Origin of the sequence: Halotia branconii CENA392, from assembly GCF_029953635.1 — a bacterium.
In the GTDB taxonomy this organism is placed as follows: domain Bacteria; phylum Cyanobacteriota; class Cyanobacteriia; order Cyanobacteriales; family Nostocaceae; genus Halotia; species Halotia branconii.
Genome location: NZ_CP124543.1, coordinates 3313170 through 3338614, shown reverse-complemented (window position 1 = coordinate 3338614; position 25445 = coordinate 3313170). Strand labels below are relative to the sequence as shown.

At 40.5% G+C, this 25445-nt stretch carries 22 protein-coding genes; 9 read left to right on the top strand and 13 right to left on the bottom strand.

The window, feature by feature from the left end; all coding sequences use genetic code 11:
• Window positions 1-268: 268 nt before the first annotated feature.
• The 3 genes from QI031_RS14610 to QI031_RS14600 form a co-directional block, all read right to left on the bottom strand.
• On the bottom strand, window positions 269-448 hold the full coding sequence (locus QI031_RS14610; protein ID WP_281485837.1) for a hypothetical protein: 180 nt from the start codon (window positions 446-448) through the stop codon (window positions 269-271).
• 207 nt (window positions 449-655) lie between these two features.
• Complete coding sequence (locus QI031_RS14605) at window positions 656-976, bottom strand: 2Fe-2S iron-sulfur cluster-binding protein (RefSeq protein WP_281485836.1); 321 nt, start codon at window positions 974-976, stop codon at window positions 656-658.
• 95 nt (window positions 977-1071) lie between these two features.
• Window positions 1072-1221, bottom strand: a complete 150-nt coding sequence (locus QI031_RS14600) for a hypothetical protein (protein WP_281485835.1) — start codon at window positions 1219-1221, stop codon at window positions 1072-1074.
• A gap of 105 nt (window positions 1222-1326) precedes the next feature.
• On the opposite strand from QI031_RS14600, the gene QI031_RS14595 reads away from it, so the two are divergent.
• Window positions 1327-3798, top strand: coding sequence for a sensor histidine kinase (locus QI031_RS14595; protein WP_281485834.1), 2472 nt, complete (start codon window positions 1327-1329; stop codon window positions 3796-3798).
• Between the two features lie 166 nt (window positions 3799-3964).
• Here QI031_RS14595 and QI031_RS14590 read toward each other — a convergent pair whose 3' ends face one another.
• The 3 genes from QI031_RS14590 to QI031_RS14580 form a co-directional block, all read right to left on the bottom strand.
• Window positions 3965-7684 (bottom strand): HEAT repeat domain-containing protein, encoded by a 3720-nt coding sequence (locus QI031_RS14590; protein ID WP_281486033.1) that lies wholly within the window; start codon window positions 7682-7684, stop codon window positions 3965-3967.
• Between the two features lie 364 nt (window positions 7685-8048).
• Entirely contained in the window at window positions 8049-8930 is an 882-nt protein-coding gene (locus QI031_RS14585; RefSeq protein ID WP_281485833.1) for a universal stress protein, read from the bottom strand.
• Between the two features lie 40 nt (window positions 8931-8970).
• Window positions 8971-9279 (bottom strand): TIGR03792 family protein, encoded by a 309-nt coding sequence (locus tag QI031_RS14580; protein ID WP_281485832.1) that lies wholly within the window; start codon window positions 9277-9279, stop codon window positions 8971-8973.
• A gap of 116 nt (window positions 9280-9395) precedes the next feature.
• On the opposite strand from QI031_RS14580, the gene QI031_RS14575 reads away from it, so the two are divergent.
• Window positions 9396-9719, top strand: a complete 324-nt coding sequence (locus QI031_RS14575) for a phasin family protein (protein ID WP_281485831.1) — start codon at window positions 9396-9398, stop codon at window positions 9717-9719.
• 83 nt (window positions 9720-9802) lie between these two features.
• Complete coding sequence (locus QI031_RS14570) at window positions 9803-10324, top strand: FKBP-type peptidyl-prolyl cis-trans isomerase (protein WP_281485830.1); 522 nt, start codon at window positions 9803-9805, stop codon at window positions 10322-10324.
• 72 nt (window positions 10325-10396) lie between these two features.
• Here the strand turns inward: QI031_RS14570 and dnaB are convergent, their stop codons facing one another.
• On the bottom strand, window positions 10397-11773 hold the full coding sequence (gene dnaB / locus QI031_RS14565) for a replicative DNA helicase (protein ID WP_281485829.1): 1377 nt from the start codon (window positions 11771-11773) through the stop codon (window positions 10397-10399).
• Window positions 11774-12172: 399 nt separating this feature from the next.
• On the opposite strand from dnaB, the gene QI031_RS14560 reads away from it, so the two are divergent.
• Window positions 12173-13390 (top strand): M20 family metallopeptidase, encoded by a 1218-nt coding sequence (locus QI031_RS14560; protein ID WP_281485828.1) that lies wholly within the window; start codon window positions 12173-12175, stop codon window positions 13388-13390.
• A gap of 60 nt (window positions 13391-13450) precedes the next feature.
• Here QI031_RS14560 and QI031_RS14555 read toward each other — a convergent pair whose 3' ends face one another.
• The gene (locus QI031_RS14555) at window positions 13451-14965 is read right to left on the bottom strand and encodes a GUN4 domain-containing protein (protein ID WP_281485827.1); all 1515 of its coding nucleotides are present in this window, start codon (window positions 14963-14965) and stop codon (window positions 13451-13453) included.
• A 538-nt stretch (window positions 14966-15503) separates the two neighbouring features.
• Window positions 15504-16544, bottom strand: coding sequence for a serine/threonine protein kinase (locus QI031_RS14550; protein ID WP_281485826.1), 1041 nt, complete (start codon window positions 16542-16544; stop codon window positions 15504-15506).
• 288 nt (window positions 16545-16832) lie between these two features.
• Here QI031_RS14550 and QI031_RS14545 point away from each other — a divergent pair, with 288 nt between their 5' ends.
• Both QI031_RS14545 and QI031_RS14540 read left to right on the top strand, forming a co-directional pair.
• Complete coding sequence (locus tag QI031_RS14545) at window positions 16833-17387, top strand: TRAP transporter small permease subunit (RefSeq protein ID WP_281485825.1); 555 nt, start codon at window positions 16833-16835, stop codon at window positions 17385-17387.
• The gene (locus QI031_RS14540) at window positions 17371-18708 is read left to right on the top strand and encodes a TRAP transporter large permease (RefSeq protein ID WP_281485824.1); all 1338 of its coding nucleotides are present in this window, start codon (window positions 17371-17373) and stop codon (window positions 18706-18708) included. Before QI031_RS14545 ends, QI031_RS14540 begins: the two co-directional genes overlap by 17 nt.
• Before the next feature lie 145 nt (window positions 18709-18853).
• Here the strand turns inward: QI031_RS14540 and QI031_RS14535 are convergent, their stop codons facing one another.
• Complete coding sequence (locus QI031_RS14535; RefSeq protein ID WP_281485823.1) at window positions 18854-19951, bottom strand: TRAP transporter substrate-binding protein; 1098 nt, start codon at window positions 19949-19951, stop codon at window positions 18854-18856.
• 255 nt (window positions 19952-20206) lie between these two features.
• Here QI031_RS14535 and QI031_RS14530 point away from each other — a divergent pair, with 255 nt between their 5' ends.
• From QI031_RS14530 to QI031_RS14520, 3 genes are all read left to right on the top strand, one after another.
• Window positions 20207-21088, top strand: coding sequence for an MBL fold metallo-hydrolase (locus QI031_RS14530; RefSeq protein WP_281485822.1), 882 nt, complete (start codon window positions 20207-20209; stop codon window positions 21086-21088).
• A 13-nt stretch (window positions 21089-21101) separates the two neighbouring features.
• Window positions 21102-21269 carry a hypothetical protein gene (locus tag QI031_RS14525; protein WP_281485821.1) on the top strand — a complete coding sequence of 56 codons (168 nt, stop codon included), beginning with the start codon at window positions 21102-21104 and terminating at the stop codon, window positions 21267-21269.
• A gap of 247 nt (window positions 21270-21516) precedes the next feature.
• A complete protein-coding gene (locus QI031_RS14520) occupies window positions 21517-22713 on the top strand; it encodes a site-2 protease family protein (RefSeq protein WP_281485820.1) in 1197 nt (398 codons plus the stop codon).
• Between the two features lie 324 nt (window positions 22714-23037).
• Here the strand turns inward: QI031_RS14520 and minE are convergent, their stop codons facing one another.
• The 3 genes from minE to minC all read right to left on the bottom strand — a co-directional run bounded on the left by minE (window position 23038) and on the right by minC (window position 25402).
• On the bottom strand, window positions 23038-23340 hold the full coding sequence (gene minE / locus QI031_RS14515) for a cell division topological specificity factor MinE (RefSeq protein WP_281485819.1): 303 nt from the start codon (window positions 23338-23340) through the stop codon (window positions 23038-23040).
• Window positions 23341-23376: 36 nt separating this feature from the next.
• On the bottom strand, window positions 23377-24183 hold the full coding sequence (minD, locus tag QI031_RS14510; protein ID WP_281485818.1) for a septum site-determining protein MinD: 807 nt from the start codon (window positions 24181-24183) through the stop codon (window positions 23377-23379).
• A gap of 181 nt (window positions 24184-24364) precedes the next feature.
• Window positions 24365-25402, bottom strand: coding sequence for a septum site-determining protein MinC (gene minC / locus QI031_RS14505; protein WP_281485817.1), 1038 nt, complete (start codon window positions 25400-25402; stop codon window positions 24365-24367).
• Window positions 25403-25445: the final 43 nt, after the last annotated feature.

Sequence of the window (25445 nt, the reverse complement as noted above, 5' to 3'; positions counted from 1 at the left end):
TTTTACATAAGGTACACTCTAACCCCTAGTTTTTAGAGACTGTTTTCAAACCCTTATAGTAGTAGCGCGACAAGCTTAATTTGCTGGGTTGATTGAATCTGTAAAATCTCTAAATCATTAAATTTTAGCGATCACTTTACCCAACATTTACGTTGCTTTGTTGGGTTTCCTTACGTCAACCCAACCTACAATTCTCCCCAATCTACAGTTCGAGTTTGAAAACACTCCCTAGCCCCTAGCTCCTAGTCCCTAGCTCCTAGCCCCTGATCTAAATCTCAACTTTAGTTACAACCGCTTCTACTGTAGCTTTTTGCTGTTCTTTATCCACAGAAGTAATTGCCCAACGTAAGGGTTCACCTTGTTTTTTTAACTCTGTTTCAATAGCTTTTTGCAGTTCTGTAGGAGTTTCTTGTAAGTCAATCTCTGCGGCAATAAAATGAGTAGTCATTGTTGTAAACCCTATTGATTTGTAGTTTCTAGAATAGCTTAATCAAGGATGAAGTCAAAAAATTAACGCTGCGCGTGTCAGTGGTCAATTGTTAATTGTTAGTTGTTTTTTGTAATTTAGTTTAATACCCTATCCCTTTATGGGTGGTTTTCACAAATCTTTGCCACTGACTACTAACAAAACTTCATCCCTTCATGGATGGAGTTTTTATTGATCTTTCCCAAATTGTAATTGATAAACTACTTCTTCTTTTTCTGTTTCAATTTTCAAATCAGAACGGGGATAAGCGATACAAAGTAATACGTAACCTTGTTTTTGCAAATCTAGACTAACACCCATGCCATCAGTTTGATCTACAGTTCCTTCGATAATTTGACCAGCGCAAGTTGTACAAACACCTGCATGACAAGAACTGGGCAAATCTAACCCAGCTGTATCGGCTACCGATAATATAGTTTCATTTTCAGGAACTTGTAAAGTATGAACTTTGCCTTGGTGGTTAATTTCGACGGTGAAAGTTTGAGTCATATTCAAAAACAGTTGATGCAACGGACAAATGTATTATTTTATCTGATAATGTAGACGGATCACATAATTGGATTTTGTTACCAAAAATTTTTCTATTAACCAAACTGTGGCTTATGTGATGTTAAAAGAGTGTTTTTAACATTATATGAAGAATCTTTGTTGACTGCATTTTGCCACCTCAGTCTTTGTTCACCCGATTGGGTGAATGCGATCGCCACATCCAGAACTACTCTGAAAGAAGGCATGGTTTTTATTTAGTTAGCAATTATGCTCACAGAACGAAAGCTGTCAAAATGGCTGTGGTTGCCTTGAATCTCACACTGGTTGCTTGTGTCTCAAAGGGTCAAAGAGTGGATGAAACCGTAAACTCCCTGGATAAACCAGATTTTCCATCAGAGACTATGACTATGTTGGAAAAAATCGCTGCTAATTTACCAGGGATGATTTTCCAATTTGTGCAACAGCAAGATGGTTGCTGGAAAGTTTTATATATTAGTTCTGGCTGTCAAGCACTTTATGAATTAGAACCAGAAGCTATACAAACAGACTTTCAAATACTATGTGAACTAATTCATCCCCAAGATTTGACGGTTTTTACAGAGTCGATTGAAGTTGCAACAGCTACTTTGATACCTTGGAGTTGGGAAGGTCGCATCATCACACCTAGCGGTAAACTCAAGTGGCTTCAAGGTTCTGCCCAATTGCAACGGCAAGCTAACGGTGATATTCTCTGGGATGGTTTGGTCATAGATATTACAAACCGCAAACAAACTGAGGAGCAATTACGAGCCAGCGAAGCGCGATATCAAGCAATTTTGACTGCTATTCCTGATTTAATGTTTCGCATTAGCCGCGATGGCGAATATCTAGATTTGAAAGGCGAAGCAGCAAACCTTTATTCTATCAAAGAAGAGATCATTGGTAGAAATATGTGGGATATTTTACCAAATGATGTCGCTGCCATTGGTCAAGAAGCGATCGCCAAAACTTTAGATTCTCAAACTTTGCAGACTTGTGAATATCATTTGCCAACACCATCAGGAATCCGAGATTATGAAGCTAGGTTGGTAGTCAGTGGTCAAAATGAAGTTTTAGCCATTGTTCGAGACATTACACAACGTAAACAAGCAGAAGTCACTCTGCGAAATCTGGCTCAAAAATTTTCTAAAGCTTTTAATTGCAGTCCAGATCCGATTACTATTAGCACACTCGAAACCGGACGCTTTATAGAAGTTAACGATAGTTTTGTTAGACTTTCAGGTTACGAGCGAGATGAGGTGATTGGCCGTAAAGTTTTTGAGTTAGATATTTGGATAAACCCAAGTGATCGCACCGAGTTATTACAACAATTGCAGACAAATAAAGTCGTTCGCAACTGGGAGTGTGAATTTCGCCAAAAGTCGGGAGAGATAATTACAGCATTGCTTTCAGCCGAAATCATTGACTTGGATGATATTCCTTGCATTTTAGCAGTTCACCATGACATTACCGAACGCAAGCAAGTAGAAGCACAGTTACACCTTTCAGCACAGCGCGATCGCTTGTTGACAGAAACTTTAGTCAGAATTAGATCTTCACTAAATTTAGAGCAAATTCTCCAAACGACTGTAACGGAAGTTAGGCAATTTTTGCAAGCAGATCGAGTTTTTATTGGTCTACATCATATTCATACAGCAGCTAAAGCGATCGCAGAATCAGTTAATCCAGAGTATCCTTCAGTCTTAGATTGGAAAACTGAGGATAAAACTTATCTGCAAGAGTTAAAAAAACTACTGACAACTAACCGGGTGCGTGTCGTTGAAGATGTTAGCCAAGTCACAGTACCTACCAAATTACAAGCACATTATCAACAATTCCACACAAAAGCTACCTTAGCTGTACCGATTATGTTGGGTGACGAATTATTAGGTGCTTTGGTTGCTCATCAATGTTCTAACCCTCGACATTGGCAATCTATAGAAATTGACTTGGTACAGCAGATGTCTGAGCAACTAGCGATCGCCATTCAGCAAGTACGACTCTACGAAGAATTAGCTCAACTCAACACTAATCTAGAATACCAAGTAGAAGAACGTACTGCTCAGTTGCAGCAGAAAATGCAAGAATTGGCAGAAATGCAACGAGTGAAAGATGTGGTTCTACATACAGTTGCTCACGATTTACGAACTTCAGTTGTGGGTAATTTGATGGTATTACAAAATTTGCTGAAAAATCAGGGATTGGCTCCAGAATCCGCTTCATGTCTGATTCCAGTATCTCGGTCTATTCTTGAGCGCATGATTCAAGGTAACGATCGCCAGTTAACAATGATTGACTCACTGCTAGAAATTCATTGTTGTAAAAATCAAGGAGTTGTCCTCAATCGGGAAATGCTCAGGTTTAGCACAGTGCTAGGCACAGTAATCCCAGAATTACAGCCAATGCTGCACCAAAACCAAGCGACTCTGAAAAACTTAGTTCCTCAAGATTTACCGTTAGTAATTGCAGATAAAACTCGGTTACAGCGGGTTTTAAAAAATTTGTTAACTTACAGCTTGCAACATAATCCACCAGGATTAAACTTTACCGTCAAAGCCGCAGTTACAAACAAAATGGTTCGCGTTCAGATGCAAAACGACGGCGTAGCGATGAACAAGTTAGAAAGCGATCGCCTGTTCGATTTATACGTTCCCGAACCCCAAGCCTCTTGTTCTACAGATATTGGCTTAAAAATGTATCTTTGTCGGCAAATTATTCAAGCGCATGGTGGTGAAATAGGTGTCATTAGTAATACCAGACGCGGGTTAACCTTCTGGTTCACATTGCCTTTAGCAACTTCATGATCACAGAATAGAGCAGAGGAAGCAGGTTGACAGGTGTCGTGTCATATTATGTCCTCGTAATTAAGTAAGTCGGTGAAATAAAATCAAACTATGTAACGAAAAGTAAATAAGGCTCAAACTCTTTCTCTCCCTGCACCCTGCGCCCTGCCCCCCTGCCTCTTGTTCGCTACCCAAGATCTGTTAACTTCTTCTTCGCAAATTGGCGCACTTGCTCATCTGGATCATTTTCTGCTTTATCGCGCAATAGTGGTAAAGTCTGGGAATGATGGGGATATTGCTCAATAATTGCCTCAATAGCTACCTGTCGAGGATTTTCTTGAAAATTGTACTCACGCTGAAAGGGATCATTGACGGCACAGTTGTAGAACACTTCAAACATGCCGGGATTATCTTTGAATCCCCGCGCTAATTCTTGCATTGCTGCTTGTCGCACAGCGGAATTTTTATCAACGATCGCCCGTTTTTTCAGGATGGGCAGTGTATCAGGATCATGTTTGAACCCGCGCGCCAATTCTTGTAATGCTGCTTGTCGCACATCAGAATATTTATCAGATGTGGCATGTTTCTTAAGAATAGGAAGAATTTCAGGGTCATATTTGAACCCGCGCGCCAATTCCTGTAATGCTGCCCGGCGTACATACTCATTATCATCAGCAGTGGCGCGTTGTTTGAGAATGGGGAGAATGTCAGGGTCATCTTTAAAGTTTCTCGCCAATTCTTGCACGGCTGAGCGACGCACATCAGAATATCTATCGACGATCGCCCGTTGTTTGAGAATAGGGAGAATTTCAGGGTCATCTTTAAAGTTTCTCGCTAATTCTTGCACTGCTGAGCGACGCACATGTTGATCATCATCTGCGATCGCCCGTTCTTTTAGCCAAGATAAAGTATTAGGATCATCTTTAAAGTTTCTCGCCAATTCTTGCACTGCTACTTGTCGGACATCAGAATATTGATCTGCGATCGCACTTTGTTTGAGAATCAAGAAAGTATCTGAGTGATCTTTAAATACCCGCGCTAATTCTTGCACTGCTGCTTGTCGCACATACTCATTTTCATCAACAGTCACACGTTGTTGCACAATAGCCAGGGTATCACAGTCATCTTTAAACCCCCGTGCTAATTCTTGCACTGCTGCTTGTCGCACAGTCCAATCATTATCAGTGGTGGCGCATGTTTGCAGCCAGGGAAGGATATTTGGATCGTGTTTGAATCCCCGTGCTAATTCTTGCACTGCTACTTGTCGCACAGCTCCCGAACTATCAGTAATAACACGTTGTTTTAGCCAAAAAAGAGTATCAATATTATCTTTAAATCCGCGCGCTAATTCTTGCACTGCTGCTTGTCTTACATACTCATTATCATCAGTAATAGCACGTTGTTTTAACCAGGGAAGAGTATCAAAATCATCTTTAAACCCCCGTGCTAATTCTTGCACTGCTGCTTGTCGCACAGTCCAATTATCATTAGTAGTAGCAAGTTGTTTCAGCCAAGGCAAGGTATTAGGATCATCTTTAAACCCCTTAGCTACCTCTTGCAAAGCGGTACTTCGCACATATTCATGATCATTAGCAATAGCAAGTTGTTTGAGCCAAGGTAGAGTATCAGGATCATCTTTCCAAGTTGTAGCAACAGCTGCAACAGCTTTAGTACGAATTTCCTGCACTACCTTAGTGTCTTCTTCATCTAAATAAGGTTGATAATAGTAATCAAGATCATATTTTGTTAAATCTTGCAGTTGATGCAGTAATTTATTTGCCATCGTCGCAATTAATAAACGATTTCTCACTTCTGCAAGACATTTAGCTGCTAAAAACAGGTTAATGAACTTTTCTGATTCGCCATTTTGAGCCATTAAGTAATCTAGAGTTTCACACACAAACCTTGGCTCAATCATGCCTGTAATCAAACGCAAAACTTCATGCCAAGTTTCATCTTGCCAATGTTTACCAAAAACTTCAAAATTAAGTTCTTTAATTGATAGTGTTTGCGTTTCTTTAAATTGCCACACAAACTCCCAGGCACAAAAATATTCTAGAAAAGTTCGATGAACAAAAGCATAATAATCTGCACCTAAAAAACACAACATAAAGTTACGAGTTCGCAATTGATTAATCATGACTCTGGCAACTTTTGTCGGATGGTCAAATTCTATATTTTTGAGATAACGACTTAAAATTTTTTCTAGTTCATTTACACTGATTAAATTACCAGCCAAACCTTTGGCGCTAGTTTGCATCCGATAAGCAACTTGACGTAGCATTGCTTGCTTATCTTTATAATCGATAGTTTTGGGATCTAGTCGATAATCTTCAACTAAAGCGCGTTCCACATCCCATTGATGCAGTAGCACCCGTGATGCTTGTTCGTAAAGCGTTGCTCTATCTCTGGGCAGTTCTTGGTTACGATTAAGAATCGCCATCATTGTTAATAATAGCGGATTCCCAGCTAATTCTGTAATAGCTTTTGATGTGTCAATTGCTCTTTGTAATCGCTCTTGTTTACGTAGTCTATCTATTTCATCATTAAAAGTTAATTCATGCCAGCGATTGATAAAGTCTTGAATTTGTTCTGGTTCTAATTCTTGCAACATGAAGTGACGAAACTCGGCATCTCGTAAACGTTGCGGTTTATAGCCAATCACACGCGAGGTAACAATTACTCGCACCTGAGGATATTCATTTGTGAAGCGGTGAATATCTGTAATTACATCTTCTCGTTTACCTAAGTCAAATACTTCATCTAAACCATCAAACATTACTAAAGCATTACCAGCTTTAAGATGCTCATCAAGTTGATTTTGATTGAGATGATGGATTGTACCACTACATTTATGAAAAAAATCGAGAAAATTATAGCATTCATTATTTTCCCGCCGTCGCATATAAGTACGTAGTTCAATCAAAAGAGGAATCGGTTGAGAAGTTACATTTATTAACGGTGTTTCTGCCCAGTTTAACGTTAAAAATTGCAATAATGTCGACTTTCCTGAACCAGGGTCTCCTAAAATCACTAAATATTTATATGTTTGTTGGTCATTGATAATATCCAATACTGAAAAAAACGGCTGCTCAAAATAAATTCTTTTGTAGCCTTCTAATTCTTCTAAGATAATTTCTGATTCTAATTGGTTACTTTCTCGTAAGCGTCTTAGATGTTCTTTGGGAAGTTCGTGAACTTGGGGTAAAACTTGGTGAACTTCCCGGACATTAGGAGCAATAAACATGCGCCATAATTTCAATTCATTGTAGGCGTAACCAGTAGTATCTAAACTATCTAATTTCAGGTTGCCATATCGTTCGCGTAGTCCTTCTTGATATCCTGGTAAATCAAAACCTGTGGGAATACCAGCGATTTGTTGTAGCATATCCTTTGCTGCTTCTAAATGTTGTGAATCTAAAATAGAACGTAATTTATCTGATTCTCTAATAATTGCTTTAACTTTTTTGAGATACCGCTTCGTCAGTCTTTCCCAATCAAATTCTTGGGGGAGAGTTGGCAAATTCATTTCATACCAAGTATTCGCTAAAACTTGAGAATCTATTAACTGACAGTCTGGTTGAAAAGGATATCCTAAAATTTCTAGTAGAGATTTATGATAAACAAATTTTTTTAAAGGTTGAACATATTGTTTAAGTTCTGCTTCTTCTAAATCTGCATCTTCTAACTCTTGCTGCATCAGCTGCAAAAATTCTTTGAGAGCTTTGCCAGCAGCAATTTCAATATCTTCTTTTTTGAGTTGCTGTAAAATATTTTTGGGAATACATTTTAATAAATCTTTAGCCCAATCTTTAGCCGCATCTTTTGCTAAGTCTTCAAAAATCGGCTTAAAAACAAAACCGACGGTCTGAGTTACTCCCCAAATAGCTAACCAATCTATAATCATACTCATACCGTTTTACTTTAAAGTTGATACATTTGGGGAAGCAGGGGAGGCAGGGGTAGCAGGGGTAGCAGGGGTAGCAGGGGTAGCAGGGGTAGCAGAGGAGGCAGGGGAGGCAGGGGAGGCAGGGGAAGTAAGAAAAGTAATTTGTATCAGTAATTTCGTGAAATTGTATCAAAGTCTGCTCTGTCTTAGACTTCGAGTATATACATCAGCTGCAAAAATTGCTCTGGATTTCAGGATATTTGAAGAAATATGGCAACTAGGGAACTCCGAAAAATAAATTCTTCAATTTATTCCCCCTGCTCCCTGCTCCCCTGCTCCCCTGCTTCCACAACGATGGAATATTTTTTTAGTTAAAAATTCCTTAACCGTCTTGTGATGGGAAAAAGAGTACAGGATACCAGCTTTGACGCAATACTTCAGCTGCAAAACTAGAAATTAACCATTCTTGAAGCTTACCTATTGTTCCTGAAGACAGCGCGATCGCGCTAATATCAGCCATGAAAGCTGTCTCTAAAATCTCAGTGACAGAGTTTCCCTCCCGGACTTCTATCTCTACCTGTAAATTTGTACTTTCCAAATCGGCTTGAATTTGAGATAGGGTTTCGTGAGCTTGCTGTGGTAGAACTTTTCTGGGTATTCCTTTACGACCAGTATTTTCTAAAACCCAGCAAAGTTGACAATGTTGTAGAAACTTCCCAGACTGTTGCTGTGCTAAATGTTTTATCTGTTGCACCAGATAATTTGCCGCTTCACTATCATTATATGGAATTAGCAAAGAGCGAAAAAGGTGTTGACAACGTAATGTTAATTCCTCACAAGTATAAGCAGAAATTAACTGAGGGCGCACTACTAACAGAGGGATTTTTGTTTGGCGCGATAAATCAGCCATTGTACTACCCACCAGTTTTTCCGTAAGTAAACTACGACTTTGAGAACCTAATATAATTAATCCAGACTGATAAGCTTTTGCTACCTTCAAAATTGTCTCAACTGGCTTTCCCGATTGAACTTCTATGTTGACTTCTAAATCATTAAAACCTTCACCAACAGCCTCTGATAATCGGATTTGAGCTTGTTCTACTTTTTCACTATCGACTCGTGGAATAATGCCTTTTTCCCATAATGGAACAACGTGCAGGAACACAATGTGCTTGATCCCTGCAAGCCTAAGACTGGAAACAAAATGCGAAAGACGATGCAACCCGTCAGAAAAGTCTGTACAAATTAATACTCGTTCAAACATAAATAATTAATAAAATAGATTTATAAATATTTTACTTTAACTAAGAATGAGGAAACTTTCGCACTTGATATTCCGCTGATTTCACCAACTCACAAGTTTCTCCCAGTGCTTGAGCAAATCTGCTTTCAATCGCGGCTAAATCTTCTATAGGTATGGCTTTCCACTGTTCCCGTGTCGCCCAGCGCATAATGAGAATAATTTCTGTAGAGTCGTTGGGATTAATCCAAACTTCTTTACCCAGAAACCCAGGATACTCAGCCAGTGCTGTTGTCCAAATTTCTGCATCTTGCTGGATATATCTTTCCCGCATATTTGGGGTTACTTTAAACTTAAGCAGTTCTATAACCACACTTTTTACCTGTGTTTGCTAATTTGCCAAAATAGAGATGTAGGCTAAAATAACCACTCTTCCAGCATAGCTTGAGCAAGAGGCGGGTGGTTTAAAACAATGGAGAGGAAGGGAGTATGGACAGCAACAATTGGTTGCAACAGCTAATGATGGTTGGTATTGGCACAACTTCTCTGGTAGCAGAAAAACTCAAGCAAGTTGGTGACGACTTGGTTAAAGACGGTAAGCTAAATCCTGAACAGGCCAGAGCAGTAATGGATGATGTTGTACAGCAATTAAAATCGGAGCAGGGAAACTGGGATGCCCAAATGCAACGGCAAATGCGAAATATGATGCAGGATTTGGGGGTAGCTCGTCAATCTGAAGTTGATGAACTGCGGGGTAGAATTGACCGTTTAGAACGTCAAGTGCGCGATTTAGAAAATAAGCTTTGGCGTTAAGATGTTGTTTGTGATTTAAACTGATTGTGTTCTATCGGTAATCTAAAATAATTGCCAGATTACCTAAGTAGGGAGAACTCATTTTGAAAGCAATTTTACTCAGCGTGGGTTTCATGCTGATATGTGTTGTAGTTTTGGTGTTAGCACAAGTTGGCAGTAAACAGGACTCTGCGATCGCTGCTAGCTTGAGCCAAACCACACCAGCATCCACGAGTGTCATTGAAAACAATACTTTGATTGCGAGCAAGCCTATGTCTGATGATAAAGCCGTAACTACCCCCTCTGGATTGAAATACGTTGAATTAGAAAAGGGGAGTGGGGCAACTCCTCAAACCGGAAATACAGTTGTAGTACACTACACCGGCACTTTAGAAGATGGTACTAAGTTTGATAGTTCACGCGATCGCGGCCAACCTTTCAGCTTTAAACTCGGCGTTGGACAAGTAATCAAAGGCTGGGATGAAGGACTTAGCACTATGAAAGTAGGCGATCGTCGTCAGTTAATCATTCCGCCAGAATTAGGTTATGGTTCCCGTGGTGCTGGTGGTGTGATTCCACCCAATGCCACACTGCTATTTGATGTCGAATTACTAGATATTAAGTAGGGGCTAGGGGCTAGGGACTAGGGAATAGAGAATAATGCCCTATGCCCTATGCCCTATGCCCCATGCCCAATTTCAATAATTACCTTGTCTAGCTAAATTTTTAAACTTGGTAAACTGTGGGTCGAATAAAAGTTTAACAGTACCTGTTGGCCCATTACGGTGTTTAGCTATTATCACTTCTGCAATGCCGCGATCGGGAGTATCTGGAGAGTAATACTCATCACGGTATAACATGATGACTAAATCCGCATCCTGCTCAATCGAACCCGATTCCCTCAAATCTGACAACATCGGACGCTTATTAGTGCGTGCTTCCACCCCTCGACTCAACTGAGATAAAGCAATCACTGGTACAGATAATTCTCGCGCTAAACCTTTCAGTTGACGAGTAATTTTTGATAATTCTTGAACTCGATTATCGCCTGCTCCTTCCATCAATTGCAGATAATCTATGACAATCAAACCCAATGTTCCTTGTTCTGCTTGCAGTCTTCTTGCCTGAGAACGCATTTGTGTGACTGTAATATTGGGTGTATCGTCAATAAATATTGGCATTTCTGAAAGTATACTAATAGCACGGCTTAACGGTTCCCATTGTGTTTGACTGAGCCGTCCACTCCGCAGATAACCACTTTCAATTTGCGCTTCGCTAGCTAATAGACGTTGTGTTAATTGCTCTTTAGACATTTCTAAGCTGAAAAGAGCAATTGGTAATTTATAAGCAGCGGCAATATTATGAGCAAGGTTTAAACAAAATGCTGTTTTTCCCATTGATGGCCTGCCAGCGACAATAATTAAATCAGAACGCTGAAAGCCGCTAGTCATGGCATCTAAATCATAAAATCCGCAGGGAATACCAGGTAAGGCAATACCTTGATTACGATCTTCAATATCCTGAAAATTATTAATCAGGGTATCAGAAATATGTACCAAGCCAGATTGAGGACGTTCTTGAGTTACACCAAAAACTGTTTGTTCTGCTTGATCAAGAACCTTTGGTAACTCACTCTCAGTCTCGTAACCAAGATGCACAATTTCATTACCAGCTTTAATTAACTGCCGCCGGAAGTATTTATCCATTACCAACCCGGCTAAAGCATCGATATTAACAGCTGAGACTGTGCGATCTACTAAAGTTGCTAATTTATTTCTGCCACCAATGCGGGATAGAATATCGTTGTCAGCCAGCCAACTTGTCACTGAAAGCAAGTCTGTAGGTTTACCTTGAGCGTGTAGCCTAATAGCAGCTTGATAAATATCTTTATGAGCGCTAATATAAAACGCTTCTGGAACTAAGCGATCGCTGACTCGACCAATTGCTTCTGGATCTAGTAAAATTCCCCCTAAAATCGCTTCTTCTGCCTCGATATTTTGGGGTGGTAGGCGTTGCCCGGAGGGGTTGCCAAAGGCATCGCTACCATCACCTTGAAAACTCAGTACTTCAGCCATAAGCGATTTTGGATTATTGATCCGGGTTCATATTACCCTTATAATCCAAAATCACTACAAAAGGCCGTCAAAAATAGGCACAGATACAAGAACTTGAACCCAGCTATCAACATCAAGAACCTTGGAGTAAGCTGTTAAACATTTAATTTGCACATTGAGGCCGCAGGGGGGCAGGGAGCAGGGGGCAAGGGAGAGGGTTTGCAGCTTTTATTACCATTAACATGATGCAATTTAAATGACGATTAGCTTACACGATTTTAAAGCTTAGTCCATAACAGTAAACAGTAAAAACTGGTAACTGATTTAATTTACACCTTACTGCTGACAACTCTTTGATTAAGAACGATTAAACTGGGAAAATAATCAAAGTTAGCTGTATTTAACTAGCTCTTTTTCACAATGGTTTCTACCTTTCCCAACGCCTCTGCTGTAGATTTATCTCGTGTTCGGCTGGCAATCCGTTCATTACAACCACAATTAATAGAATGGCGGCGACGATTGCATCAAAAACCAGAATTGGGTTTTAAAGAAAAACTTACCGCTGAATTTATCTCACAAAAGTTACAAGCATGGGGAATTGAGCATCAAACTGGCATTGCCCAAACTGGTATAATTGCCATTATCAAAGGTAATAAAGGAAACAGTGAGAAAGTCTTGGCAATTCGGGCAGATATGGATGCTTTGCCAATTCAAGAACTTAATGAAGTGCCTTATTGTTCACAGCATGATGGCGTGATGCACGCTTGCGGACATGACGGACATACAGCGATCGCTTTAGGTACAGCTTACTATTTACAACAGCACCGTGAAGATTTTGCTGGCATTATCAAAATTATCTTTCAGCCTGCGGAGGAAGGACCTGGAGGCGCAAAACCGATGATTGCAGCCGGGGTACTGAAAAAACCTGATGTGGATACAATTATTGGTTTGCACTTATGGAATAATTTGCCTTTGGGAACAGTGGGTGTTCGCAGTGGGGCTTTGATGGCAGCTGTGGAGTTATTTGACTGCAAAATTTTAGGCAAAGGTGGACATGGCGCAATACCCCATCAAACTGTAGATTCTGTTGTAGTTGCAGCGCAGATTGTCAACGCTTTACAAACCATTGTGGCGCGTAATGTTAACCCCATTGATTCAGCTGTGGTGACTGTAGGCGCACTTCATGCAGGTACAGTCCACAATGTGATTGCTGATACAGCCGAGATGAAAGGCACTATCCGATATTTTAATCCTGCTTACAAAGGCTTTTTCCAAAAACGTATCGAACAAGTGATTGCAGGAATTTGTCAAAGTCATGGTGCAAATTATGACTTTAAATACCAAGAACTTTATCCACCTGTAATTAATGATGTTAATGTAGCAGAGTTGGTGCGATCGCAAGTCGAACAAGTCATAGAAACACCTGTGGGTATTGTCCCAGAGTGCCAAACTATGGGCGGTGAAGATATGTCATTCTTTTTAGAAGAAGTTCCCGGTTGCTATTTCTTTTTAGGTTCTGCCAACCCTGAGAAAGACTTGGCTTACCCCCATCATCACCCTCGATTTGATTTTGATGAAACCGCCTTAGCAATGGGTGTGGAAATATTTGTGAGATGCGTAGAAAAGTTTTTGAATTGAATATAGAGATTAGGTTTAAATAATCTATTAAATCTACGCAACCCTATAATTGAAACTCTATTATAAATCTGGGCGTGAGAGTAGAAGACAGGTTAATCCCTTATCCTGTCTGCTTAACATATTCCACAATAAGTTAGCATCAAATCTCCCGTAGTATAAGCCCGATCCTGCTAAACCGCCCACGACTACACGGGAAGGGAGATGTCCAACTGGGGCATTTTGGGAAAAGTCTAAGTCTGAGTATCCTAGCCAAGCACCTTTGTTACGCCATCCTACCCGATCACCCAAAAGACACTCTGTCTTGTAATCGACTTTGCCGCCGCACTCCAACCAAATACGTTTTTGCACGCTAAAGCCAAATCGTTTATTACTGTGTCTTACCCAAGCTTGGTTAATAATACGTAAATCAGTAAAAAGAAGGTTATTAATATGTTCAACATCAAGCCAGCCTTGTTCTTCTCTATCAGCTAATTGCAGTATCAGTCTAATAGTTTCCTCATCTGCTTGTTGCCATTTTTTATCTTTGAGTAAGTTTTCTAGTTTATAGTAGATTCTATTTTCATTGGAATTTCGTTCCATAGCTACAGAAGAAAACCAAAGACGGGGTGGTGTTGCAGATGGTTTTAATTCAGGAGAAGGCTGTGTAGTAAAAATATTTTTTATATGTAATTGTATTTGTAAAATTTTATCTTTAAAAGTTTGAGTAACAGTTTGCGACTTATTAACTGAATCGAAATCGGGTGTTAATTTTAATAAATTTAGCCATTCTTGCATAGTTTGGGGTCGGTCTTTTGCCTCTAGTGCCATCCCTTGCAAAATTGCATTATTGACAACATCACTCAGGCTATAAACTAGCTGCTTCGGTGGGATTAATTTCTCGTCATTATATTTACGTTCAAATGAATTAGTAGGGCATTTGCCAGTGACAGTATAATACAAAGATGCAGCCAAACAATATACATCAACTGTTGGGTGACGAACACTTTTATGTAAAAATTCATAAGGGGCAAATGCCTTGTTTCCGAAAGACCTGGAAAAGCTACTTGGCAAAGACATATCCGCAGCAGAAATACCAAAATCTATCAGCACTGCTTTGCCAAATGTAGGATCTTCGTAATTTAAACCGATCATGATATTGAGAGGAGTCCCATCAAGATGTAAAATCTTCTTTTGATGAATCTTTTGCAAGGCTAAACCAATTTGGGATATATACTTTAAAGCTTCTATTTCTTTTAATGCTCCGTTGCGTCTTACTAAATTCCATAAACTACCACCGTGAATATATTCCATCACTAAACAATAGCTACGATTTTCTTCAAAAAACTCGAATCTTTGCACAATATGTGGGTTGTTGACACAACATTTTTTTATTATTTGATCTTCTTTTTTGAAACGTTTAATATATTCAACATAGTTTGGATCTTTTTGGACATTAATATTAGGAGTTTTGATGACTACTTGGCGATTTAGCTTAGTATCCCATGCCCGATAGGTATCTGCAAAACCGCCACTACCTAAATGTTCTTCTATCTTATATTTGCTTTTGTATATTAACTTTCCTGGTTGCCAGAGCATATATTCAAATTTATTAATAGCTAATGTTGGTATTAATTCGACAATTTACAGCAGTTTGCAACAAGCGTGAGGTACAAAGCCTAAGACTCAAAAATCAAATTTTTCTTCTACCTCTTGCCTCAAAAGCAGTGACTTTGTACTTCATACAAACGAAAACTGCTGTATATATGGGAAGTAAACAACTTGGTTCTATCGTTATTGCTTCGTCACGCGATGTACGACTTTTTCTCAATTCTTGTGGGGTGGACAGCGTTCGACTGAGCGCTCACGCTGAAGTTTTGTCCGTCCTTTCTGGGCAGGCTTTCCGGCCTACCCTACAACAAATCAAGGTTTAACAAGATTAAGTTGCACACAGCGCTTCGTCATAAATCTTTAGAAAAGTAAGCTATGTAGAAGAAGCTTGAGGGTAAAATCCATAGAACTGAGTTAATTTTTATTGTGACACGTCTTTTATAGATACAGCAGCTATAAGGTCATTTACGGTTGATTGAGCAAAATCTGCTTGTGTAGACTTTTTATACTTCAGAACAGTTATTATTTACTTACTTGGTGGCATAGTTGGAGAAGGCAGTATTTTTGGTGTTTGAGGTTTATCTGGAAACAAACCTTTTAACAAATCTGTACCGTCTTTGATTCCTGATATCAAGGCTGCAAATATTGCCAAGATACCCATCATCTCTAATATCCACGCCCATACAGGTTGTTGTGTCCAAGGGGCGGGAAGAGAAAAGTTAGATGTTTTTAAGCCTAATTCCTTTAGCCATTCGTTAACTGTCTGGGGGCGCTCTTCTGGTTTGAGTTTCATTGCGTGGAGAATAGCTTGATTGACGCGATCGCTTATCCTATCATTCCATTTTTTAGGTTCAGTTAAATCCCGATTGTTATGTTGAAGGTCAATAGCACTTTCTGGCTGTTGTCCTGTTAATAAAAAATACAAAGTTGCAGCAAGCGAATAAACATCAGTCGAACGTCCACGTGACGTTTGTGGTGTAGCAGAATTTGAATACAGTTCAATTGGTGTAAAATTGTCAATCCAATTACCGCGACTTGACACTGGATTACCAACGAATTTTCGTGCTAAGTCAAAGTTGATCAAAACAACTTGATACGTACCCGCCCGCAGAATGATATTTTCTGGTTTTACATCTCGATGTAAAAATTCTTGTTGATGCACCGCAATCAGTGCTTTGCCAATTTGCTGGATGTAGTTTAGCGCTTCTTTTTCTGGGAGAAATCTTCGCACTTGGACAATCTTAGCTAAATTATCTCCTGGAATATACTCCATAACCATGCATTTTAAATCACCTTCCTCAAATGTGTCATTAGTAACTGAGACAATATTAGGGTGTTTGCATTTTTCTAGTTTGCGGGCTTCATCTGCAAAACCTGATTTTAAGCGATCGCGTTCTTCCTGACTAAGTTGGTTAAGCGAATTAGGATCTAATGTTTTAATTACAACATCCTTATCCTTATCGCCCCGATCTTTAGCCAGATAAGTAATAGCGAAGCGTTCTTGTCCTAACTCTTCTTTAATCTCATACCGATCCCGGTGTAACTTTTGTCCAATTGCCCAAATCATCGGTTCATCACCTCAAAGATTTAGATTCATTTTTACATAGTCATTTATAGAACTCCTATTTGATTTTTGAAATACACATAAGGTAGGCTTTGCCAAAGTCATTTTTTAACGAACCGCCATCGCGTAGCGTCTTGTTAAAGAAAAACGCTAAGGACATAAAGAAAGAGATAAATAATTTTATGGTGGAAAAAAGTAAATTGTAATACATTTTTATGACAATTTACGAATTATGAATTACTTTCCGGTTATAAACTATAATTCACAGCAATTAAAGAGGCGCGATCGCTTTTGGAAAAACTACTAAAAATATCTAAAATTATTGATACTTGTACCGAACGTATTGGTCGATTAACTAGTTGGTTGGTATTAGTAATGGTCACACTCGGTGTGTGGAATGTTGTCGGGCGATATCTGGGACGAATCAGTGGTAACAACTTCACTTCCAACGCTTACTTAGAAGCTCAATGGTATATTTTTGATTTAGTTTTTTTATTGGGTGCAGCTTACACCCTCAAGCATAACGAACACGTCCGCGTCGATATTTTTTATAGTAATTGGCAGCGCCAGCAAAAGGCGCTTGCAGACTTACTAGGAACAGTATTTTTTCTTATTCCCTTTTGTATCTTAGTAATATTTTTTTCTTGGGATACCATCTTAGCTTCATGGCAAATCCGGGAAGCATCGCCCGATCCTGGTGGCTTGCCCCGCTACCCGATTAAAGCGATGATTATTGTCGCCTTTGTTCTCTTGATTTTCCAAGGAATTTCCCAGACGATTAAAAACTTGGCAATTCTCCAAGGCAGACTTGAACCCCAGGAGGAAAATCATGACGCTGGCTTATGAATGGCTGGGGCCGGTGATGTTTGCAGGTGCATTGGTGCTGCTGTCGTTGGGATATCCGGTGGCTTTTTCGCTGGGTGGGGTGGCGATCGCATTTGGCATACTGGGAATTAGCTTAGGTGTATTCGACCCGATATTTCTCACCGCCATGCCACAGCGAATTTTTGGCATTATGGCAAACTACACTTTACTGGCTATCCCTTATTTCATCTTCATGGGGGCAATGCTAGAGAAATCTGGCATCGCTGAGAGACTTTTAGAAACTATGGGGATTTTGTTAGGACGCTTGCGTGGCGGACTGGCTTTAGCTGTGGTGCTAGTTGGGGCAATGCTAGCAGCAACTACTGGGGTGGTGGCCGCTACAGTGGTAGCAATGGGTTTGATTTCTCTACCGATTATGCTGCGCTATGGCTACAACAAACAGTTAGCTACTGGTGTGATTGCGGCATCGGGAACCCTAGGACAAATTATCCCGCCAAGTGTGGTTTTAGTGGTACTGGGCGATCAATTGGGTATATCGGTGGGCGATTTATTTCTCGGTTCGGTAATTCCTGGTTTGATGATGACTGGCGCGTTTGCTTTACATGTGTTGATTGTGGCTTTTTTGAAACCTGATGCCGCACCAGCTTTACCTGTCGAGGTACGAGATATTGGTGGCAAAGCTTTAGGAAAGCGAGTGGTTCTGGTAATGATGCCACCTTTGATATTAATTTTATTAGTACTGGGAAGTATATTTTTTGGCATTGCTACACCAACGGAAGCGGGTGCGGTCGGTTGCGGAGGGGCGATCGCTCTTACTGCTGCTAGCCGTAAACTTACTTTAGAATCTCTGCGTCAAGTTTGCGATACGACTTTGCGAATCACCAGCATGGTGATTTTTATACTGTTCGGTTCCACAGCTTTTAGTTTAGTCTTTCGAGGATTGAATGGCGATCGCTTTATGTTAGATGTTCTCTCTAATCTCCCTGGCGGTCAAGTTGGGTTTTTGTTTGTCAGCATGGCGGTGGTATTCATCCTCGGCTTTTTTATTGACTTTTTCGAGATTGCTTTTATTGTCGTACCGTTATTTGTGCCAGTTGCCCAGCAGTTAGGTATCGATTTGGTATGGTACGGTGTGGTGTTGGGAGCAAATTTACAAACTTCTTTTCTTACGCCTCCGTTTGGGTTTGCCTTGTTTTATCTGCGCGGTGTTACGCCGCCAGAAGTCACAACAGGAGATATTTATCGCGGTGCGATACCGTTTATTTTGCTGCAACTGTTAGTGGTGGTGTTAATTATTGTCTTTCCAGGTATTGTTAGTTTTTTGCCTTCTCTGGGAAGTTGAGGGAGTTTTAAGAATGGGATTTGTGGTGTTGCGTAATTGTAGGATGATTTATCTCACGCAGAGGAGGCAGCGCGTTGCGGGGGTTCCCCCCGTTGTAGCGACTGCCGTCCCGCAGAGACGCAGAGAGGATGAGGAGTTTTATTCGCTACTTTGTTGTCACAAAATTGGCGTAACTCAGTTCGTTGATGCGGTTCCAAGTGAAAATTTGCTGGCGAAAGGGTTTCCACTGTTCGTAAACTTGTTTAAAAGTTGTGTCTTTGCTGGCGTTTTCTTCAAATAATTCAAAGGAGAGTTTTTGTGCTGCTTGCAGAATATCTGGGCTGTAAGGAACTAATTTAGTACCACCTGCTAGTAATCGCGTTAGTGCTTGCCCGTTTAAGGTATCGTATTCGTTGAGCATGTTCATGTTCGCTTCTACTGTCGCTGTCTTTAAAATTTCTTGGTATTCTTTGGGCAAACGCTTCCAGGCGTTGAGGTTGACTAATACATCTAAAGTTGGCCCTGGTTCCCACCAACCGGGGTAATAGTAAAATTTGGCGGCTTTATGTAAACCGAGTTTTTCGTCATCATAAGGGCCTACCCACTCGGCTGCATCAATGGCACCTCTATCCAGTGCTAAGTAAACTTCGCCTCCTGGTAATACTTGCACGTTGACTCCCAAACGGGACATGACTTCTCCGCCCAATCCGGGAATCCGCATTTTCAAGCCTTTGAGGTCGGAAAGAGATTTGATTTCTTGTTTGAACCATCCCCCCATTTGTGCGCCAGTGCTGCCAGCAGGAAAATTAATGACGTTGAAGTTAGTATAAATTTTGTGTATTGCTTCTAGTCCACCACCTTGATAAAGCCAAGCATACTGTTGTTGGGCGTTTAAACCGAAGGGTACAGCAGTGGCGAAAGCTAAAGCCGGACTTTTGCCGATGTAATAGTAACTGGATGTATGACCGCATTCCACAGTCCCGGCTTGCACGGCATCTAGAACTTGCAATCCTGGTACTATCTCCCCAGCCGCAAAGGGAGTAATCTGGAAACGTCCGTCGGTCATTTCGGCTACACGCTTGGCAACGGTTTCTGCACCAATAAAAGTACCTAAAGATTTAGGCCAGCTGGTTGCCATTCGCCAACGAATATTCGGCAGTCTTGTTTGTACGGTTGGGGATTTACTAGTTTGGTTACAGGAAGCTAGTGTAACAGCAGTTGCCGTGGCGATCGCAGCAGTATTAAAAACCTCTCGGCGTTTCATATTATTAGGAGAAATTTAGGCTGATAAAGAATATTTATCAGGTTTTTGGCGATTTTTTATTTTTATAGTCATTTTCATGTCCTAGGAACGTACATCTGTGTACCTTCACCAAAGATTGTGATTGTGAGTTAAATAGATGAAATTTTGACGTTTTTATGTCTAGGGGTATCTATAGTCGGTAGTTGCTTTTGCTAGCGTGGTCTTATGGGAGTTTATCACCTGCCTAGCAACTAGCTAAGCAAAGAGAGGTTTAGTATGGCTCATTTAAATCTTCGTCGCCCCGAAAATATCGAAGGCAATTTTTATGTAGATACCACTTGTATTGACTGTGATACCTGTCGCTGGATGACTCCTGAAGTGTTTTCTCGTGCTGGTGAACAGTCGGCAGTACATCATCAGCCAACAGACGAGGCGGCAAGATTAGCAGCACTCCAAGCTCTATTAGCTTGTCCTACTAGTTCTATTGGTACAGTTGAAAAGCCACAAGATATCAAAGTTGCTCAACAAAGTTTTCCGATTTTAATAGATGAAAATGTTTACCACTGTGGCTACCATTCTGAAAAATCTTACGGCGCTGCTAGCTATGTAATTCAAATTCCTGAAGGAAATGTTTTAGTTGATTCCCCCAAGTTTACGCCACCTTTGGTTAAGCGTCTAGAAGAAATGGGCGGGATTCGATATATGTATCTCACTCACAGAGATGATGTGGCAGATCATCAAAAGTTTGCTGAACATTTTCACTGTCAGCGCATCCTCCACGCTGATGATATTTCTGCGAGTACTCAAAATGTAGAAATACAACTGACTAATTTGCAAGTATTTGTCCTGAGTCCAGATTTGTTAATTATTCCAGTTCCCGGTCACAGTAAAGGACACACAGTTTTACTATACAAAAATAAGTTTCTGTTTACTGGCGATCATCTAGCTTGGTCAAAAAACTTGCATCAACTGGCTGCATTCCCTGATTTTTGTTGGTACTCCTGGACAGAACAGATTAAATCAATGCGTAAATTGGCTGATTACTCGTTTGAATGGGTACTACCGGGTCATGGACGGAGGTTTCATGCTAGTGCTGATGTTGTACATCAACAGATGCACAAATGTATTGAGTGGATGGAACAGATTCGTAATTCGTAATTAAGCTGATTTTATGATGTTTGCTGGTAAATCCGTTTGGGTAAGTGCTAGTGCCTGTACACGCAATAATAGTGTTACCCAAAAATTACTTGTATTCAGGACTTACGCACGTTCTACCAATTCTTGGCGTTCTTGGTGTCTTGGCGGTAGCCTCCGGCAAGCCGCTTTGAGTCTACGATAAATTAAGCTTTTTAGCCGTTTTTACGTAAGTCCTGATATTAATTAACACTTACAATATTAATATAGTAATCCGGTTTGATTCGGTGAATTTATTTGTGTAGGTAGGGAATAGGAAACAGGAAACAGGGAACAGTTAAGAAGGGATAGATATGTACTGAATCGTGTTCAAAAATCAAATAGGAGTCCTATAGGAACTGCTGGAAATATTGAACGTGAAAATATAACTAGTTTGAGGACAATAATAAGTAATGCAAACAAATTGGCGAATCGGATCTTTATTTGGTATACCGCTGTTTTTAGATCCTCTGTGGTTTGTAATCTTAGGATTGGCAATTCTTAATTTTGGTGTAGCTTATCAAGAATGGGGGAATATTACAGCCTGGAGTGCTGGGATAGTAATGGCGCTGCTATTATTTGGTTCTGTATTATTACACGAATTAGGTCATAGTTTGGCAGCGCGATCGCAGGGCATTAAAGTTAACTCAATTACCCTATTTTTGTTTGGCGGTATTGCTGCGATAGAAGAAGAATCTAAAACTCCAGGCAAAGCATTTCAAGTAGCGATCGCAGGGCCTTTAGTAAGTATTGGTCTATTTTTCTTACTGAGTCTGGCGACTATTATCATTCCTGATATTAATCCTATCAGTGTGATGGTTGGAGATTTAGCCAGAATCAACTTGATTTTAGCGCTATTTAACTTAATTCCCGGCTTACCTTTAGATGGGGGGCAAGTGCTAAAAGCAGCACTATGGCAAGTCACAGGCAATCGTTTCCAAGCGGTACACTGGGCAGCAAGGGCGGGGCAAATTTTAGGTTACAGTGCGATCGCTTTAGGATTTGCTGTAGATTTCTTCACTAGGGAATTAGTGCTAGGTTTGTGGATTGCGTTGTTAGGTTGGTTTGGCGTTCGTAATGCTAACAGCTATGATCGCGTAACTACTTTACAAGAAACCTTAATGAAAGTGATAGCCGCAGATGCGATGACTCGTGAGTTTCGCGTCGTCGATGCTGATCAAACTTTGCGTTCTTTTGCCGATTCTTATTTATTAGACACCACCGCCCCAGAGGTTTATTTTGCTGCTTCTGATGGGCGTTATCGGGGTATGGTTGCTATTGATGATTTGCGTTTAGTAGAGAGAAGTGAATGGGAAACTCAAACTCTACAAAGTATTGTGCATCCTCTAACAGAAATACCAACTGTGATTGAATCAACTTCTTTAGCTGAGGTAATCAATCAGTTAGAAAATCAGCAGTTACCCCGCATCACTGTACTTTCACCTGCTGGGGCTGTTGCTGGTGTAATTGATCGTGGCGATATTGTGCAAAGTTTAGCACAAAAGCTAAACTTACGAATCACTGATGAAGAAATTAAGCGCATCAAAGAAGAAGGTAGCTATCCACCAGGGTTACAACTAGGGGGAATTGCGAAGTCTACTACAAATTAATTCTGTTCAGAATTTTGAACCGCCAATATACACTGATAATTTTTCTAGACTTAGTGTAGTAGCGCAGCAAGCTGAAAATGTTGGGTTCATCAGATTGAAAAACCAACATTCAATCATGATTGATGATTGATGACTCAACCCAAAAACTTATACTAGACGCACTAGTAGGTTGGGTTGACGTAAGGAAACCCAACATTTGCATTGTTTTATTGGGTTGCGCTGTGTTTAAACGCCACTTTCTGCAACGGGCAAAACCCCTGGACAGAAGCAGCTTTCCAACCTACTTTTCGAGTTTGAAAACACTAAAGAAATAATACACGCTACTTAGTCAGTGCTTTCTCTTTCTAATTCAGGTATTTCAGGTGTAGTATCTTTGACTCGACGAATAGGCAAATTAGCAATCAAAGCGGTTGTTCTTTGATTGCTTTCTAAAGAAAATTCTAAGCCAGTCGTCTCAATTTCCACGTAGCGGCAGACTATTTCTAAAATTTCTTGCCGCATTTTTTCTAAGGTCTGAGGTTCTAAGGCAGCGCGATCATGGGCTATCACCAATTGTAGGCGACGTTTAACTTGAGTGCGACTGTCGTCAGGACTGCGAGAAAAAAGTCGTTCTAGAAGTTCAATCATTAGCAATTAAGTCTGGGGCGGAGACTGGAAAATAAGTTAAACAATCTTTGTCCATAACAACTTTCGCAAACGCGCGAAAATGTTTTCTGGGGATGAGTCAAAATCCAAAAATTCAACCGTTTCTCCTTCCAATCTACGAGCAATGTTATCAAAAGCTAAAGCGGCCAAAGAGGGAGTTTCTCCTAATACCAAGGGTTCACCGCGATTAGTAGAGACAATAACACGCTCATCGTCAGGGATTACCCCAATTAAGGGGATTGCGAGAAGTTCTTGAACATCTTGCACAGACATCATATCATTTGCCCGCACCATTGCGGGTCTGATACGGTTAATTATTAAATGAACACGTTTTATACCTTGGGCTTCTAGTAAACCAACTACTCGGTCAGCGTCACGCACAGCAGAAATTTCAGGAGTGGTAACAATTAAGGCTTCTTTAGCTGGGGCGGTAGCATTTTTAAAGCCATTTTCAATACCAGCAGGGCTATCAACGATTACATACTGATATTTTTGGGCTAGCGCATTCACCAATAATCTCATCTGTTCGGGCGTGATTGCATCTTTAGAGCGATTTTGCGCTGCTGGCAAGAGTACAAGGTTGGGTTGCCGTTTATCTTTCACTAAAGCTTGTTCTAAACGGCACTCTCTAGACAGAACTTCTACCGCAGTATAGACGATACGGTTTTCTAGTCCGAGCAGCAAATCCAAATTTCTCAGCCCAAAATCCGCATCAACTAAGGCAATTTGTCGCCCTATTTTGGCTAAAGCCATGCCCAGATTAGCTGAAACTGTAGTTTTACCCACGCCTCCTTTGCCGGAGGTAATCACAATAATGCGAGTCATAATAATAAATGCGCTCGATTAGGTTCAGGAAATATAGAACAGTAAATTGAAGTCTGTAAATTGAAGTATAAAGTATGAAGTATCGTATCAAATATAAAGAAATATCTGAACTCTTTGACGACACTAAGGCGTGAATATTTGTTTTATTTCATCCTTTATTTTTCATCTTCTAAATAAACACTCATATAGCTTGATTTATCCTGGTTAATTGATTTCTAGAAAAATCAATAGCTTTAGCGATGCGGATTCCCTGGGGCGTTATATGTGCCACCTCAGGAGAAAGTTGCATCGGTGATTTTTCTGGTGCTCTAGCTACGGTATCTGCGATCCGCAATTGGGTTGGTTCCATTTGCACAGCCATAATTAGACACTCACGATTGCCTCCAGCACCAGCATGAGCAATTCCGCGTAGACGACCCCATACTAGAATATCTCCTTCTGCAACTACGATGCCACCTGGATTTAAATCTCCCAAGATAATTACTGTACCTGCATGACGGATTTCTGTCCCAGATCGGACTGTGGTTTCTAGATAGAGAGTTTCTGCTTGGGGTTGGGGAACTGCTTGTAATTGAGAACTGAGAGACGTTTCCGGCTGTAATTGTTCTACAGAATAACCAGATGTTACAGCTGCGATCGCAGTTTGACGACGACTAGTAGCAACGCATTTAAGTTGGAGTTGCACTTCACTAAAGGCCTCAGCGAAGTCTTGCAGTTGTCTACTATCTAATAGGCGGTCTTGTGCGATCAGATGCACTATTGTATTGGGTATACGCAGGCGATCGCTTGCTTTTAAACGCAACTTCAATTGTTGCCAAATATCAGACCAAGTCACTTCTGAGGCAGGTACTTGAAGTTCTGTAGGCAAAATTACTAATAATCGCTCCGCTTCAGTTTTCAACTGGACTTGGATATTATTTTTTTCCTTCTTCTCAAGAATGACTGAAGTTGGGGAGTTAAAATCCCAAATTCCCGGATTTGGCTCTGTATCCGCAGAAACAGTATCTATATCTGGAGTTGCAGAATTAGATTCTGCATCATCAGATATAGAATTTGCCTTCAAATAACGGATGACAGACTTAAGCTCTGCATCCGGAATAATAGAATCTGCATCAGAAACGGTAGAGTTGACCTCCACATCCGAAAGATGAGAGATAGACTCTGCATCAGGAAGTGTAGAATTTGACTTGAGATAAGGAATCGCAGAATCAGAAGTCATGCAGCACCAACCAAAAGACGAGGGATACACCGAGTAGTTATTA